The following is a 15,907-nucleotide window of genomic DNA, read 5'->3' as shown; positions in this document are numbered from 1 at the left end:
AAGCGCGCGAAGCGGCCGAAAGCCCAGTTGCTTTTTCGCAGCCGCCAGCCTATGTAGCCGGTTCTTGAGCGCGCCCATCGTCTAGCGGTCAGGACACCGCCCTCTCACGGCGGGAACAGGGGTTCGATTCCCCTTGGGCGTACCAAACAACGGCTCGGCCGCTACTCCCCGACTCATCTACGCGTTCAGACAGACACCCGCGTGGGTCGCGTCGGCTGAATTGACGACCCCGCGAAAACCCTGCGGGTCCGTATGCCAGAATGCACCCAATTTAAGTCCGGCGGCGACGCTTGAAAGCGTAACAATCTCTGCTACTTGCGAGGTCGGGGGCAGCATCTGCGGCGGCGCGGATTTTGGGTTGGGTAGAGCTGAAATGGTGTCAGTGAAGATGATTTGCCTGCGCTGCCATGGCGGCGGCAAGGTTTTCGATTGCTCCAGATGGAGTGCGTCGAAAGGGTATTGCTGCCCGCACGGGACGCATCAGACCGGTTGCCCGGGGAAGACCCAGACGTGCGCCGACTGTGGCGGCCTGGGGATGCTTGGGGAAACGGAGATCAAGGCCGTCGCGTAATCGTGGCTTCGGCCAGGAAGCGATCAGGGCGGCTTCGTATCGCGATCGTGCCCGCCACCGCTTGAAAAAGGTCCTGCAATCTGTCGCGGCCAAGAGCCGATCACTGTCGTGCACCGATGAGGCTCGTCGCTTCTGGCGTAACATCGCGGATTGAATTAGCATCCCCTCATCAGCGCTTCGGCCGCAAACCAACAAGACGCGGAATGCCGAGCGCAGGGAAGTGAAGCGGGCGGCGGTTGCGTGCCAAGCGCCGGTCCAAGGGCGGCTGGGCATCTGAAAACTCGCCAGCCGGCAAGGCGCAATGCAGGCGGGGAGGGACCGATGCGGAAGCTGCAGTCGCAAGGCGTTCATCACATCACGCTGGTCGGTGCCGGGCGCCAGACCTCGATCGACTTCTGGGAGGGCGTGCTCGGCATGCCTTTCATCTTCGAGCAGCCCAATCTCGACAAGGCGAGCGAAAGCCATCTCTATTTCGATCCGGGCGACGGGCGGCTGATCACGGTCTTCACCGACGAAAGCCGGAGCCCGGTCAAGCGGCGGACACCGACCGATATCGGCTGCGTCCACCACATCGCGTTCTCGGTGTCGCGGGTTACCTTCCTGCAGGCGGTCGCGCGGCTCGACGAGCGCGGCATCAAGCACAGCGGCGTCAAGGATCGCGGCTTCATGGACTCGATCTATTTCGAGGATCCGCTGGGACTGTTGATAGAGCTCGCTTCCTACCGCTTCGAGCCGCCGGCCGGCTTCACTCATGCCGACGTGCTGATGGAAGCGCACAAGATCCGCGTGGCGCGTAGCGACTACAATATCGCCGAGGCGCACCTTGCCGACGCCATCCAGGCGCTGGTGGAGCGGTCGCGCGGAACCCTGTCGGAAAACAGGGCGGCAAAAAATCCATACTAACCAGGTCGGAGGGAGGACCAAGATGGCAAAGACAGCAACGAAGAGCATGAAGAAACCCGCGGCCAAGGCCGCGGCAAAGCCCGTGGCGAAAGCGGCCGCGAAGGCGAAAGCCGCACCCAAAGTGACGGCGAAAGCCGCACCCAAGGCCAAAGCAAAGCCGGCCAAGAAGCCTGGCGTAAAGCTCAGCATGCTGAGGCCAAGCGTCAACAACATGACGGTGCGGGTGTTCGCGCGCGCGGCCGGGCTCGATCCCGCGGAGACCGATGCCTGGGGCCATACGCGCTCGCCTGAGTTCATGGCGCGCAATCCGGCGCATCTGACACCGATGATCGAGGACAAGGGCCTGCCGCGCGGCGTGCTGTGGGAAAGCTGCGCCATCATGCAGTATCTCGCCAACAAGCATGGGCTGGAGAAGTTCTATCCGAAGGCGCCAGCCAAGCGGGCCATGGTGGACAGCGCCATGTTCTACCTCGTCGGCACGCTTTATCCCTATGTCGCCAGAGCCACCTATCCGGCGCTCGGCTTCCCGCAATATGCGGGCGAGGTCGGCCACAGCGATGCCCACCCGGAGAAGAAATCGGAAGCGCAGAAGGCGGCGATGGCCGCGATCGCCGAGCCGCTCGAGGTGTTCCACTCTTTCTTCCGCGACGGCAAACCGTTCATCGGCGGCAACAACCCGTCGATCGCCGATATAAGGCTGGCGGCAACGCTCGAGTTCCTGGCGGTCGTCGACTACGCGCTGCCCAGCTGGGCGAAGGAGTACATGGCGGCGCTGGAGAAGAAGCTCGGCAAAGCCTATGCGGAACCGGCCGGCGACGTGCGCGGCTACATCGCGCATGTGAAATCGCAGGCCAGGGCGTAGCAGTTCTTCGGGGTTAAGGTTTCGTTAACCCAAGGCCTGTCTACTGGTCACAGTCCTCGCCGCGACCACGGATGTACTGGCGCCATGACGAGGCAAGGGAAAGGTCGGCTCCGTGCCGGCCTTTTGCTTTATTGAGCCATCGCGCGGCAATCACGACAGTATGATTCCGCCGGCGCCGACCCCGGCGAATTCCTATTGTCATCCTCGAAAGCAGTCCTACCATTGTCTCTTAGGGGAGTGCATGAACGCGACGAGGATCGCGATGACGAAGGCAATGAGATTTTCGGTGATCGCGGCTGCCTTGCTTTTAGCATCTTCTCCTGTCGGCGCGGCACAGCTCAACAGCATGGACGAGGTTGGCGCCGCCCTGCAGGCTTGCTGGACCCCACCCGCCGATTCCGGGAACGCCTCGGTCACGCTCAGCTTCAGCTTCAAGCGCGACGGCACGCTGATCGGCCCGCCCAAACCAACGGCCATCAAGGTCGGCGGCGATGACAAGGCGCGTCAGGTCTTTGTCGACGCGGCGACGGCCGCCTTGCGCAATTGCCTGCCGCTCAGTTTCTCGCCGACGCTCGCGCAAGGAATGCCGGGAAAGGTCTTTACGCTTCAGTTCAATTCGCCAAAAGACAACGCAAAGCCAATTCAGAAATAAAGAGCGTCGCGCTGAAACGGATTCAGGGCGACGCGGATCGCACTACGCCGCATTGCGCCGGCGCCGGGCGGTTGCGTGCTTTTCCAGCTCCGGCATCTCAAAGACATAGTCGCTCCAGGCCGATTCCGGAATTTGTCCGGCCAGATAGCATTCCAGCAACAGATTTTGCTCAGCTGTCAAATGCCTCGGTGCCCGTTCGTGATCCAGCCCGAGTGAATGGATCAGGTTCCTGGTCAGGCCAGAGACGGTGAAGTGAATGGACATCTTCAGTCTCCTCTGCACTGCGCGGAACACATCATCGCCAACAACGTCCATCACCGGCCAAAGGTTTCATCAGCAATCCGTGATCGCGCCGCGGGCTGGGTCAAGGCGGCCCTGAAAATGGTTTTTCGACTACTGTCTCAATCTTGAGATGAAAGGGTAATATTCGTTTCACCAGATTGAGAGTAACACTTAAATCATATAGGAGAGTTTGCAGGTAATCTTCCGGTTCATGAGTACTAACTCAATTAGCCGGCGTTGATTAAGTCAATCGCGTGTTCCGAGCAGGGATGGCGCCCGATGACGGCTTTACAGCTTCTTAAGATCACCCTTCTGGTGACCATGGTGACTTTGACGCTGACGCAGGTTTCTTACGCCGATCCTTGCTCGGCGTTGAGAAGTCAGATGCAGTTCGGCGGTCGTGGCGCGGCGAGCCCAGAGCTCGCGCAACTGCGGCGCCAGCTTGCCGCGATCCAGGGGGTGGAGAGGCAGCGCCGCTGCACCGCCAGCAGCGTCGTCGGCGGTTTCTTCAATGCCTGCGCGGATCTTGCCCGCAACCGCGCCGAAGTGCTGCGCCAGATTGCCAGCATCGGCAACTCCGGCCGCGATTCCTCGGGGGTGCAGGCGAGATACGTCGCCCTAGGCTGTCAGGCGGCAGCCAAGCGGCAGAAGACGCAACAGACGCCCCAGACCGAAGCTTCCGGTCCGGCCTATGGCGGGAACGCGATGCTGTTTTGCGTTCGTCTTTCGGACGGTTATTTCTTCCCTGCGCCGAACTCGCAATTCGCGCAGTCCGGCGACCTCAAGGATACGGCCGATCAGTGCCGCTACATCTGCGACGATCCCGGCGTTGATCTCTACACGCTCAGCGACCCGAGCCTCGAGACCGATCAGATGGTCGCCGTCGATACGCGCAAGCCCTATACCGAGCTCCCAACCGCCTTCCGCTATCGCGATGCCGCCGCGTTCAAGGCCTGCGACCTCAAGCGCTATTCCCAGCGCGTGGCCGAGCTCAGGGCCCGCACGGTGACGCCGCGCAATATGGAAAACGCCATCATCCCCCTGCCGACAACAAGGCCCGACCTCGGCGCGGTCTCGGCCATTCCTTCGAGCGGCGCAGATGGTGGCGGAGCGAGCGAGGCCCGTGCGACAGCGCAGTCCGAAGCCGCCGTCGCGGTAAGCGCAAAGCCGGTGCGTGTGGTTGGGCCTACCTTTTTCCCCGCGAATTAACCAGGCCAGGTGCGGCCACTGCTTTCAAACGAGCGCGTCCCTCCGGCACTGCCAGAGGGGCGACGCGAGATCATTCGCAGACGACGCGATAGCGCTTCCCGGTTTCGCCGACGTTCCTGCATGTGAGGGGGCTCTGCCCGCTGGAAGACGTATCGGGCAGATCCTGGCCAAGGGATGGTGTCGTCGAAGCGGGCCTGGAATAGCGCCGGACAGCGGGGCTTGCCGGCGCGCTCGGCGGCAGAGGAAACAGGTCCGACGCGATCTGCCTCGACGCCGTCGTTCCCGGCGGCGCCCTATCCCAGACACGCCGGACGTCCATCCGGCTTGGAACGATCACCGTGCCGTCGTCGCTGCGCGCGCAACCGCCCGCTGCAAGCAGCGCCGGGCACAGGACGAAAGCCGCGATTCGACCAAACATTAGCAACACCTCAGGCATCTTATAATCCGTCATTGCCTTGTTCGCCAACCGGCGGATTACCACAGCCGCATTTGAGAATCCGCCTCCTCTCAACCAAACCCGCTTTGCCTGGTTGCAAATCATCATGGTTAGCGGATCGTTAATGCTTGTCGGGCACATTTTCGCCGGCGAACCGGCGCGGTTCGGCCCTGGGGGTGGCAATGGCGGATATGGACGGGACTGTCGGGTCGGACAGCGCGCGCGATTTCGACAAGGCGGATATGCGCGGCAACGGGGTCTCCCCCGGGGAGGGCCAGCATGTGGCCGGGGCTTCGGAGGCGCTCGCCAATCTCAGCCTGATGGTCGATTCGATGCCGATCGGCGTCATTGTTCTCGACGCGGAATTGCGGGCCGAGGTGATCAACCGGGCATTCTACGACTTCTGGAAGATCGATCCGCGGCGCGCTCCGGCCGGCAGCCGTTTTCGCGACCTCATGGAAGCCAGCCGCGACGCCGATCCCTATGGTGCCGATGACACCGTCTGGCAGGGTCACATGGCGGAACGCGAGGCCGAGATCCGGTCCGGCGCCGCAGGCTCCAGGCAGTTGCCGCGCAATGACGGCCGCACGCTGATCGCCTCGCTGGCGCCGCTTCCCGGCGGCAAACGGCTGATCTCCTATGTCGACATCACCGACATGAAACAGCGCGAGACCGAAGCCGAGGATGCGCGCAGGAACCTTGCCACCGTGCTGGAGTCGCTGCCGGCCGGCGTCATCATCTACGACCGCGACGACCGCTTCGTCTTCGCCAACCGCAAGCTGCAGGATACGCTGCCCGCACTGAAGCCGGCCTGGCAGCCGGGCCGCACGTTCCGCGAGGCGTTGGCGCTCGGCCATTCCGTCGGCTATTTCCGCTCGAGCGGCGACGCCGAGGTCGACAGCCTTCATGGCGTCGACACCGAGCGCTGGCTTGACGCCATGCTCAGACGGTACCGTTTGCCGAACTCTTCCTACGAACGCCTCAACTCCGACGGGCGCTGGTACCAGGTCTATGACATGCGCACCGACGATGGCACGTTCATCGGCGTGCGCGTCGATATCACCGACATCAAGGTCCGCGAGAAGGCGCTGCGCGACTCCATGCGCCAGATCGACCTCTACCGGCACGTGATGGACGAGCTGCCTGTGGCCGCTTTCATCAAGGCCGACGATCTCCGCATAGAATTCGTCAACAAGGCCTGGTGCGCGCTGACCGGCCTGCCCAAGGAAGAGGTGATCGGGAAGACGGACCGGGTGCTTTTCGCCACGCAAGAAGCTGACGGCTTCAGCGGCGACGACACTGAAGTCGTGACGACCGGCGCGGGACGCGAGGTCGAGGAAGCCGTCACCCATCGCGACGGCACGGTGCGGCAGCTGATGACGCGCAAGAGCCGGCTGGTTGCGACCGACGGCTCGGTGCATCTGGTCGGCTCCAGCACCGACATCACCGACGTCAAGGCGCGCGAGCAGGCGCTCCGGCAAAGCATGAGCGAGAACGAGGTGTTCCGCAGCCTCATCGACAATGTGCCGGTGTCGATCTACGCCAAGCGTTCGGACCTCAGGCAATTCTACGTCAACAAGGGCTGGTGCGATCTCACCGGCTTCAGCAAGGAAGAAGCGGTCGGCAAGACCGACGTCGAGATTTTCGGCCCGGACGGCGAAGCCTTCGTCGCCAGCGACCTTGCCGTGCTGCGCACCGGCGAGACGCAGGAGATCGAAGAGACGGTGACGATGCCGGACGGCAGCGTCAGGCACCAGTTCGCGCGCAAGGGCGCGATGATCGCCTCGGACGGCTCGCTCTATCTCATCGGCTCCACCACCGACATCACCGAGCTCAAGCAGCGCGAGGCCGAACTCAGCGAGGCGCGCCGGCGCGCTGTGCTCGCCGACCGGGCCAAGTCGGAATTCCTCGCCAATATGAGCCACGAGATCCGTACGCCGATGAACGGGGTCCTTGGAATGGCGGAGCTGCTGGCAAAGTCGGAGCTCGATCCGAAGCAGAAGACCTTCACCGACATCATCGTCAAATCCGGCAACGCGCTGCTCACCATCATCAACGACATCCTCGACTTCTCCAAGATCGATGCCGGCCAGCTGGTGCTCGACCCGGCGCCGTTCAATCTCGCCGAGGCGATTGAGGATGTGGCGACGCTGGTGTCGACACGCGCCAAGGAAAAGGACCTCGAGCTCATCGTCCGCGTCCAGCCGGGGCTCGACGGGCAGTTCGTCGGCGATGTCGGCCGCGTCAGGCAGATCGTCACCAACCTGCTCGGCAACGCGGTGAAGTTCACCGACGAGGGCCATGTGCTGGTCGACGTGACGGGCGAGCGGGTTCCGGCGGGAACGAGGCTCACCATCTCCGTCACCGACACCGGCATCGGCATCCCGGAAGACAAGCTGAAGCTGGTGTTCGAGAAATTCAGCCAGGTCGACACCTCCTCGACCAGGCGGCACGAGGGCACCGGGCTTGGCCTTGCCATCACCTCGCGGCTGGTCGAAATGATGGGCGGCGAGATCGGCGTCGACAGCGCCGAGGGCAAGGGTTCGACATTCTGGTTCAGCGTCACGCTGCCCAGGGCCGAGCAGGGCGGGCAGCGCATCACACCGGTCGACGTCACCGGCGCGCGCGTGCTCATCGTCGACGACAATGCCGTCAACCGCTCGATCCTGAGCGAGCAGATGGCGTCGTGGACGTTCGATTCCTGCGCGGCCGCAAGCGGCGCCGAAGGGTTGAAGGTGCTGATTGCCGCCGCCGCCTATGGCGTGCCGGTCGATTGCGTCGTGCTCGACTATCAGATGCCCGGCATGACCGGCGCCGAGATGGCGCGCATCGTGCGCAACACGGCGGGTCTGGCGCACACGCCGATCATCATGCTGACCTCGGTCGACCAGTCGCTTGCCAACACCGCCTATCGTGACCTCGGCATCGATGCGCAGCTGATCAAACCGGCGCGCTCCTCGATCCTGCTGGAAACGCTCGTAGCGACCATCCAGCGCCATCGCCACAGCAGCACCGCCGCGCACCCGCAACCGGCCGTCGGCACCGGCACGCAGCAAGCCGTGACGGCGCAGACGGCGGCGTCCGACCGCGCCATGCTGCAGCCACCGTCCGTGCGCGCGCGCCCACGCCCTGCCGATGCCGAGCGCGGGCTCGACATCCTCGTCGCCGAGGACAATGAGGTGAACCAGATGGTGTTCACCCAGATCCTTGGCGAAACCAGCTATCGCTTCGAGATCGTCGGCAACGGCCGCAAGGCGCTCGATGCCTTCGGCAGGCTCAATCCGCGCATGATCCTGATGGACGTGTCGATGCCGGAAATGAACGGGCTGGAGGCGACCGGCGCCATTCGCCGGCTCGAGGAGGACATGGGCACGCATGTGCCGATCGTCGGCGTCACCGCGCATGCGCTGAAGGGCGACCGCGAACGCTGCCTGGAGGCCGGCATGGACGATTACCTGCCGAAACCGATCAGTCCGCGCGCGCTGCTCGAAAAGCTCGAACGCTGGCTGGGCACGGACGCCGAGACCCGCCGCAACGCCGGGTAGCCGCGCCAAAATCGCGGACCGACGGATGGGACGCTTACGCATGCGTATGGTGCGATCGCACCATACCAAAGCAAACGCCAAGCTCTGACAATCAGGCATCGATTCTGCCCCTCGGTTACGGGCGGGAGCGGCGACCGCCAACAAGAAACAGTGTCGACTCTACCCCAACGGACCCTGTTTTCGGCGATGAGCTAGGCCATGATCCGCTCTGGCATTCAGGCAACGCGCTCTCGTCCGGTTTTTATTTCCCGGCGGCCGTGATCCGGCCGCCGGGATATTTTTTGTTTCAAAAGCCAGACAAGTCGCTGATTCCCGCGGCAAACCGCGGCCGGTCCACCGAGGCCGCCGCTGACCCCTCCAAGCGCCCCCGTTCAGCCGTTACCGGGCTGACATGAAACTGTCATGCGACTGTAATAATCGAGGGCTATTGCGCTGACCGGGCGCCGATACAACGGGTGCCGAAAGACCATCTTCCGAACAGGAGCAGGCCACATGAGACATTTCATCCGCTCGGCGGCCGTTGCGATTGCAATGGCTGCGGCATCCACCCTTAGCATCTCCGCCGCGATGGCAGCCGACATTTCCGGCGCCGGCGCCACCTTCCCCTATCCGATCTACGCGAAATGGGCCGACACCTACAAGAAGGAGACCGGCATCGGTCTCAACTATCAGTCGATCGGCTCCGGCGGCGGCATCAAGCAGATCAAGGCCAAGACGGTGACCTTCGGCGCTTCCGACGCGCCGCTCAAGGGCGAAGAGCTCGACTCCACCGGACTCGCGCAGTTCCCGATGGTGATGGGCGGCATCGTCCCGGTCGTCAACCTCGAAGGCATCAAGCCGGGCGAACTGGTACTCGACGGCCCGACGCTGGCCGATATTTTCCTCGGCAAGATCACCAACTGGAACGACGAGGCGATCAAGAAGCTCAACCCCGACGCCAAGCTGCCCGACCAGGCGATCGCGGTCGTTCACCGTTCGGACGGTTCGGGCACCACGTTCAACTTCACATACTATCTCGGCGACGTCAGCGGGGACTGGAAGTCGAAGGTCGGCGTCGACAAGGCAGTGGAATGGCCCGTCGGCATTGGCGCCAAGGGCAATGAGGGCGTTGCCAACAACGTCGCCCAGACCGGCGGTGCGATCGGGTATGTCGAGTATGCCTATGCCAAGCAAAACAAGCTGACCTACACCGATCTGGTGAACAAGGACGGCAAGAAGGTCGAGCCTACGGCGGCAGCGTTTTCGGCTGCGGCGGCCAATGCCGACTGGAACTCGCAGCCGGGCTACGGCGTGATCCTTGCCAACCAGCCGGGCGCCGAATCGTGGCCGATGACGGCGGCTACCTGGATACTTGTCTACAAGAAGCCCGACGACGCGGCGGCCACGACCGAAGCGCTCAAGTTCTTCGCCTGGTCCTACGCCAAGGGCGACGAGCAGGCCGCTGGCCTGGACTACGTACCGATGCCCGACGCGGTCGTGAAGAGCGTCGAGGAAATGTGGGGCAAGGACATCGTCGATGCGAGCGGCAAGCCGCTCTACTCCGGCATGTAATTTCCACGGAATAAGGGGGCGCCTCCCGGCGCCCTCTTGTCTGTTTCGAAATGCGAGGGGCCAGATGAGTGCCGTTTCCGAAGCCGTGACATCGTCAGCCATGCGGAGCAGGGAAGCGACAGTGCGCCGCTTCGCCCTCACAGACACGATCTTCCGGACGGCCACGCGCCTTTCCGCCATCCTCGTTCTGGTTATTCTCGGCGGTGTCGCCATCTCGCTGTTCGCCGGCTCGTGGGAGGCGCTGTCGAAGTTCGGCTTCTCCTTCCTGACCACCGAATCCTGGAACCCGGTCACCGAGAATTTCGGCGCTTTGGCGCCCATCTACGGCACTGTCGTCACCTCGGCCATCGCCATCATCATCGCCGTGCCGATCGGCATCGGCATCGCCATCTTCCTGACCGAGCTTTGCCCGCGTCCGCTCCGGCGTCCGATCGGCATCGCCGTCGAGCTGCTGGCCGGCATTCCCTCGATCATCTACGGCATCTGGGGCCTGTTCGTCTTCGCGCCGTTCCTGCAGACGACGATCCAGCCCTTCGTCATCTGGCTCTTCAAAGGCATCCCCGGCCTCAACAACCTGTTTGCCGGCCCGCCCTACGGCATCGGCCTGCTGACCTCGTCGCTGATCCTCGCCATCATGGTGCTGCCGTTCATCACCTCGATCACCAAGGACGTGTTCGACACCGTGCCGGCGGTGCTGAAGGAATCGGCATATGGCATCGGCTGCACGACCTGGGAAGTGACCCGGCGCGTGACGATCCCCTATACCCGCATCGGCATCATGGGCGGCGTCATGCTCGGCCTCGGCCGCGCGCTCGGCGAGACGATGGCCGTCACCTTCGTCATCGGCAACGCGCACCGCATCAGCGCCTCGCTGTTCGCGCCGGGCACGACGATCTCGGCAACGATCGCCAATGAATTCACCGAGGCCGACGGCGACCTCTACACATCCTCGCTGGTGTCGCTTGGTCTGATCCTCTTCATCATCACCTTCATCATCCTTGCCATCGCGCGCTACATGCTGATGCGCATCGACGCCCGCACGGGAGCCTGACCGATGTCGACATCCCTTGCACTCCACAACAGCCGCAAGCGAAAGAACGGCGTGATGATGACGCTTTGCGTCATCGCCGCCGGCATCGGCCTCGCCTGGCTGGCGCTGATCCTCGGCGCCCTGCTCTACAAAGGACTCTCGGGGTTGTCGCTGTCGGTGTTCACGCAAATGACACCGCCGCCCGGCGATGCCGGCGGCCTGCTCAACGCCATCTACGGCAGCATCGTGATGACCATCATCGGCATCGTCGTCGGCACGCCGATCGGCGTGCTGGCCGGCACCTACATGGCCGAGTATGGTCGCTTCTCGAAGCTCACCACGGTGGTGCGCTTCATCAACGACATCCTGTTGTCGGCCCCCTCCATCATCATCGGCCTGTTCGTCTATGAGCTGTTGGTGCGGCCGATGGGGCACTTTTCGGCGATTGCCGGCGCCGTCGCGCTGTCCATCCTGGTGATCCCAGTCGTGGTGCGCACCACCGAGGACATGCTCAACCTTGTACCCAACGCACTGCGCGAAGCGGGCGCCGCCATCGGCGCGCCGCGCTGGGTGGTGATCCGCTCCGTCGCCTATCGCGCGGCCCTGTCCGGCATCGTCACCGGTATCCTTTTGGCGATCGCCCGCATTTCCGGCGAGACGGCGCCGCTTCTCTTCACCGCGCTCAACAACCAATTCTGGTCGAGCAATCTCAATGCCCCGATGGCCAGCCTGCCGGTGACCATCTTCCAGTTCGCTCTCAGCCCTTACGAGGAATGGCAGCAGCTGGCCTGGACGGGCGCACTCATAATCACCATGACGGTTCTCGGCCTGAGCGTCATCGCCCGCAGCCTGACCGGACGCAGAGAGGACAGATGAAACCGATGTTGTCCACCGACCTGAACGCACCCGACACGACCGTCGAGAAGGCCAAGATCGAGGTCAAGAACCTCAACTTCTACTATGGTCAGTCGAAGGCGCTGAAGGACATCAACCTGTCCCTGCCCGAGCGCAGCGTGACCGCCTTCATCGGGCCGTCGGGCTGCGGGAAGTCGACGCTGCTGCGCGTGCTCAACCGCATCTACGAACTCTACCCGAAGCAGAGCGCCGAGGGCCAAGTACTGCTCGACGGCAAGAACATCCTCGACCGCTCGCAGGACCTCAACCTGCTGCGCACCAAGATCGGCATGGTGTTCCAGAAACCGACGCCGTTCCCGATGTCGATCTACGAGAACATCGCCTTCGGCGTCAGGCTCTATGAGAAGATCAGCAAGGCGGAGATGGACAGCCGCGTCGAGCAGGCGCTGAAGCGCGCGGCACTGTGGAACGAAGTCAAGGACAAGCTGAACGCCAGCGGCCTCAGCCTCTCCGGCGGTCAGCAGCAGCGTCTGTGCATCGCCCGCACCGTGGCGGTGAAGCCCGAGGTCATCCTGCTCGACGAGCCGGCCTCGGCGCTCGATCCGCTGTCGACCGCCAAGATCGAGGAACTGATCGACGAGTTGCAGGCCGACTACACGATCGTCATCGTCACCCACAACATGCAGCAGGCGGCGCGTGTGTCGCGGCAGACGGCGTTCATGTATCTCGGCGAGCTGGTGGAGTTCGACCGGACCGAGAAGATCTTCACCTCGCCCCGCGAGAAGCGCACGCAGGACTACATCACCGGCCGCTTCGGCTGAGTTCATACGAGGACATCATCATGGCCGAACATACCGTCGCTTCCTTCGACGAGGATCTGAGGCAGATCAGCCGGCTCATAAACGACATGGGCGACCTTGCAGCCTCCATGGTCGGCGCATCGGCCAGGGCCCTGCTCGAGACCGACAACGCGCTGGCGCAGCGCGTCGTCTCCGACGACGCCATCATGGACGCGCGCCAGCGCGAGCTTGACGACCGCGCCATCACGCTGATCGCCAAGCGGCAGCCGATGGCGGACGATCTTCGCCACGTGGTCGGCTCGATCCGCATGGCGGGCGACCTCGAACGCATCGGCGATCTTGCCAAGAACATCGCCAAGCGCGTCGGTTCGGTGGGCGTCAGCGCCGCGCCGCGCGATCTCACGCATTCGATCGATTCCATGGCGCAGCTGGTGCTGATCCAGGTCCAGGCCGTCATTCAGGAATACACGGTGGGCGACGCCACGGCGCTGGCCAAGCTTCGCAACGACGACGAACGCATCGACGTCAAATACACGTCCGTCTTCCGCGAGCTCCTGACCTACATGATGGAAGACCCGCGCAACATCACCGCTTGCACGCATCTTCTGTTCTGCGCCAAGAATCTCGAGCGCATCGGCGATCATGTGACCAACATCGCCGAGAACGCCTACTATGTGCTGACCGGCACGCAATTGCCTGCGAATCGTCCGAAGCAGGACGAGATGTCGGCGCCGGCGGCCTGAAGGGTAACTGGCAATGATCGCGCCACGCATCATGGTGGTGGAGGACGAGGAGCCGCTGGGGGTGCTGCTCCGCTACAACCTCGAATCCGAGGGTTACCAGGTCGAAGTGGTGACCCGCGGCGACGAGGCCGAAATCCGCCTTCAGGAAAACGTTCCCGACCTGCTCGTGCTCGACTGGATGGTGCCGGCCGTTTCCGGCATCGAGCTTTGCCGGCGCCTCAGGATGCGGCCCGAGACCGAGCGGCTGCCGATCATCATGCTGACCGCGCGAGGTGAGGAAAGCGATCGGGTTCGAGGTTTGTCCACCGGCGCCGACGACTATCTGGTCAAGCCGTTCTCGACGCCGGAGTTCATGGCGCGCGTCAAGGCGCTGCTGCGCCGCGCCAAGCCGGAGGTGCTGTCCAGCGTGCTCAAGGTCGGCGACATCGTGCTCGACCGGGAATCGCATCGCGTCTACCGCAAGAAGAGCGAGATCAGGCTCGGCCCGACCGAGTTCCGCCTGCTCGAATTCATGATGCGTCACCCCGGCCGAGTGTTCTCGCGCAGCCAACTGCTCGACAATGTCTGGGGCGAGACGATCTATATCGACGAGCGCACCGTGGACGTCCATGTCGGCCGCCTGCGCAAGGCGGTCAATAACGGCCGCATGCCCGACGTCATCCGCACCATCCGCGGGGCGGGATACGCGATCAGGGAAGATTAGGTGCAAGGTGCTGAAGCTCTGGCGGGCTTGGAACTTCAACATCTGCTTTGGTGATTAGCCGAGACGTTCCCGCTTCGTTATCCACGGGCGAAGCGAGGAGCGTAGCGACGCAGCGCAGACCCGAGGATCCATTCCGTGACTTCGACGCGCCGCGTCGGTGCAGAATTCTGCTCCGCTGCATCCTACGATCGAGGTAACGGCATGGATTCCAGGGTCTTCGCGACGGAGCTTCGCTCTGGAATGACGAAGCCGCGGGGTCTTCGCTAATTTCCGGCGCTTGGCGGGACACGGAACCCAACGATCACTTCCAGGCTGATCAGGCCACGTTCTTCCCCGCACTCGCCCTTGCCTGCACGCCCGGCGCGAAAATCTCCTGGTCGACGAAGGTCAGCGCGCGCATGGCGCAGCCCTCGCGGATCAACGGCAATTCGTTCGGCTCGGTGTCGAAGGAAATCGATTTCGAGTGCTGGCCGCCGGCGGTCTGGGCGATCGCCTCGCGCAGCGCCGGCTCGATCAGGTCGAAAGCCGCCGCGCTGACGCCGACCATGGCGACAGGCGCCGGGTCGATCAGCGCGAACAGGCTGCCAAGGCCGAAGCCCAGCGCCTCGCCCGCGCGGCGATAGGCCTCGCGCTCAGGACCGTCCGTCTCGCGCGCCTTTACGGCAAGCGCCCGCATGTCGGCGTCGCCGACGTCGACCGGCTCGGCGTCCTCGCTCATCTTCTTGGCGCTGCGCCAGATGGCGTAGTTGCCGGCATAGGCCTCGACGCAGCCGCGCCGGCCGCAGCGGCAGAGCGCCCCGCCCGGGCGGTGGATCATGTGGCCGAACTCGCCTCCGGAAGAATGCGTGCCCGTGAACAGCTCGCCCTTCAGCACCAGGCCCATGCCGATGCCGTGCGAGAGCAGGATGGCGATGAAATTGTCGCGATAGCGGTCCGGGTCGCGCCATTGCAGCGCCACCGCCATCATGTTGCAGTCGTTCTCCATGGTGGCGGGAATGCCGAATTCCGTTTCGAGCATGTCGGCGAAAGGAATGTCGGTCAGCGGCGTGATCGGCGACCACAGCATGGCGCGCGCCTGGGAATCGGTGATGCCCTGAATGCCCATGGCGATGCGGGCGACGCTGCCCACGTCGAGGTCGGGATCCTGCAGCCGGCGCCGGACGATTGCCATGCATTCGCCGATCAGCTCGTCGCGCGGCATGACAAGCGTGTCCAGGCGCTGCTGCTCCTCGGCGATCACCTGGCCGGCATAATCGATCACGGCGACTGACAGGAAGTTCAGCGACAGCACCACGGTCAGCACCGCGGCGGCTTCAGGGTTCAGCGCCAGGCCGATCTGCGGCCGGCCGCGTTTCAACGCCGTCGGCTCGTTGGCCTTGCTCTCGGTGAGAATCCCCTCCTGGATCAGATCGGCGGAAATCGCCGAAATGGTCGAGTGGCTGAGCCCGGTGGTCGCGGCAATCTCCGTCCGCGATGGCTGGCCGGCGCGGCGCACGGCCGAAATCACCATGGCGCGATTGCGCCGGCGCAAATCGTCGTGGCGGATTCCGACCGACATCGTCTCGCACGTCCTCCCGGTCATCGCGGCCCGGTGATGATGCCCTGGCCTGTCGCTGACACGCCAGGGATAGTGGCAGAAGCCAAAGCGCATGTCATTATTTATTGCGGACGTCGAAAAAAATGCCGAGACCCCTCAAAAGCCATCAGAATCGCAGTTGACAGCATCGTTTTGCTGGATCACTATTTTTTTGAGGCTCGAAAAAAA

The 15,907-nt window shown here is 63.6% G+C and carries 13 protein-coding genes and 1 tRNA gene; 12 read left to right on the top strand and 2 right to left on the bottom strand.

Translation table 11 applies throughout. The annotated features are described in order from the left end of the window. Positions 1-70 precede the first annotated feature (70 nt). The 4 genes from YU3_RS0112685 to YU3_RS0112670 all read left to right on the top strand — a co-directional run bounded on the left by YU3_RS0112685 (position 71) and on the right by YU3_RS0112670 (position 2,988). Positions 71-145 (top strand) — tRNA-Glu (locus YU3_RS0112685). Positions 146-892: 747 nt separating this feature from the next. Continuing rightward, positions 893-1,474, top strand: coding sequence for a VOC family protein (locus YU3_RS0112680; RefSeq protein WP_027166605.1), 582 nt, complete (start codon positions 893-895; stop codon positions 1,472-1,474). 22 nt (positions 1,475-1,496) lie between these two features. After that, positions 1,497-2,336, top strand: a complete 840-nt coding sequence (locus YU3_RS0112675) for a glutathione S-transferase family protein (protein WP_027166604.1) — start codon at positions 1,497-1,499, stop codon at positions 2,334-2,336. A gap of 274 nt (positions 2,337-2,610) precedes the next feature. Next, the gene (locus YU3_RS0112670; RefSeq protein ID WP_051333941.1) at positions 2,611-2,988 is read left to right on the top strand and encodes a hypothetical protein; all 378 of its coding nucleotides are present in this window, start codon (positions 2,611-2,613) and stop codon (positions 2,986-2,988) included. Positions 2,989-3,030: 42 nt separating this feature from the next. Here YU3_RS0112670 and YU3_RS0112665 read toward each other — a convergent pair whose 3' ends face one another. Further along, positions 3,031-3,252: a hypothetical protein gene (locus YU3_RS0112665; protein WP_027166602.1), complete on the bottom strand. Its 222-nt coding sequence runs from the start codon at positions 3,250-3,252 to the stop codon at positions 3,031-3,033. Between the two features lie 297 nt (positions 3,253-3,549). On the opposite strand from YU3_RS0112665, the gene YU3_RS0112660 reads away from it, so the two are divergent. The 8 genes from YU3_RS0112660 to phoB all read left to right on the top strand — a co-directional run bounded on the left by YU3_RS0112660 (position 3,550) and on the right by phoB (position 14,142). Then, a complete protein-coding gene (locus YU3_RS0112660) occupies positions 3,550-4,479 on the top strand; it encodes a DUF2865 domain-containing protein (protein WP_027166601.1) in 930 nt (309 codons plus the stop codon). A gap of 618 nt (positions 4,480-5,097) precedes the next feature. Continuing rightward, a complete protein-coding gene (locus YU3_RS36415; RefSeq protein WP_245273496.1) occupies positions 5,098-8,460 on the top strand; it encodes a response regulator in 3,363 nt (1,120 codons plus the stop codon). A gap of 492 nt (positions 8,461-8,952) precedes the next feature. Further along, positions 8,953-10,011, top strand: coding sequence for a phosphate ABC transporter substrate-binding protein PstS (gene pstS / locus YU3_RS0112645; RefSeq protein WP_027166599.1), 1,059 nt, complete (start codon positions 8,953-8,955; stop codon positions 10,009-10,011). 64 nt (positions 10,012-10,075) lie between these two features. Next, complete coding sequence (pstC, locus tag YU3_RS0112640) at positions 10,076-11,062, top strand: phosphate ABC transporter permease subunit PstC (RefSeq protein WP_027166598.1); 987 nt, start codon at positions 10,076-10,078, stop codon at positions 11,060-11,062. Between the two features lie 3 nt (positions 11,063-11,065). Continuing rightward, positions 11,066-11,917 (top strand): phosphate ABC transporter permease PstA, encoded by an 852-nt coding sequence (pstA, locus tag YU3_RS0112635; RefSeq protein WP_027166597.1) that lies wholly within the window; start codon positions 11,066-11,068, stop codon positions 11,915-11,917. After that, positions 11,914-12,717 (top strand): phosphate ABC transporter ATP-binding protein PstB, encoded by an 804-nt coding sequence (gene pstB / locus YU3_RS0112630; protein WP_027166596.1) that lies wholly within the window; start codon positions 11,914-11,916, stop codon positions 12,715-12,717. The genes pstA and pstB overlap by 4 nt, the downstream gene beginning before the upstream one ends. Before the next feature lie 20 nt (positions 12,718-12,737). Continuing rightward, positions 12,738-13,439 carry a phosphate signaling complex protein PhoU gene (gene phoU, locus YU3_RS0112625; RefSeq protein WP_027166595.1) on the top strand — a complete coding sequence of 234 codons (702 nt, stop codon included), beginning with the start codon at positions 12,738-12,740 and terminating at the stop codon, positions 13,437-13,439. A 13-nt stretch (positions 13,440-13,452) separates the two neighbouring features. Further along, positions 13,453-14,142, top strand: coding sequence for a phosphate regulon transcriptional regulator PhoB (gene phoB / locus YU3_RS0112620; RefSeq protein ID WP_010911896.1), 690 nt, complete (start codon positions 13,453-13,455; stop codon positions 14,140-14,142). A gap of 316 nt (positions 14,143-14,458) precedes the next feature. Here the strand turns inward: phoB and YU3_RS0112615 are convergent, their stop codons facing one another. Next, positions 14,459-15,700 carry an ROK family protein gene (locus YU3_RS0112615; protein ID WP_027166594.1) on the bottom strand — a complete coding sequence of 414 codons (1,242 nt, stop codon included), beginning with the start codon at positions 15,698-15,700 and terminating at the stop codon, positions 14,459-14,461. Positions 15,701-15,907 lie beyond the last annotated feature (207 nt).

Source organism: Mesorhizobium sp. WSM3224, from assembly GCF_000427725.1.
Lineage (GTDB): Bacteria > Pseudomonadota > Alphaproteobacteria > Rhizobiales > Rhizobiaceae > Mesorhizobium.
The sequence above is the reverse complement of the archived record's forward strand: the minus strand, read 5'-3'. Positions and strand labels throughout refer to the sequence as shown.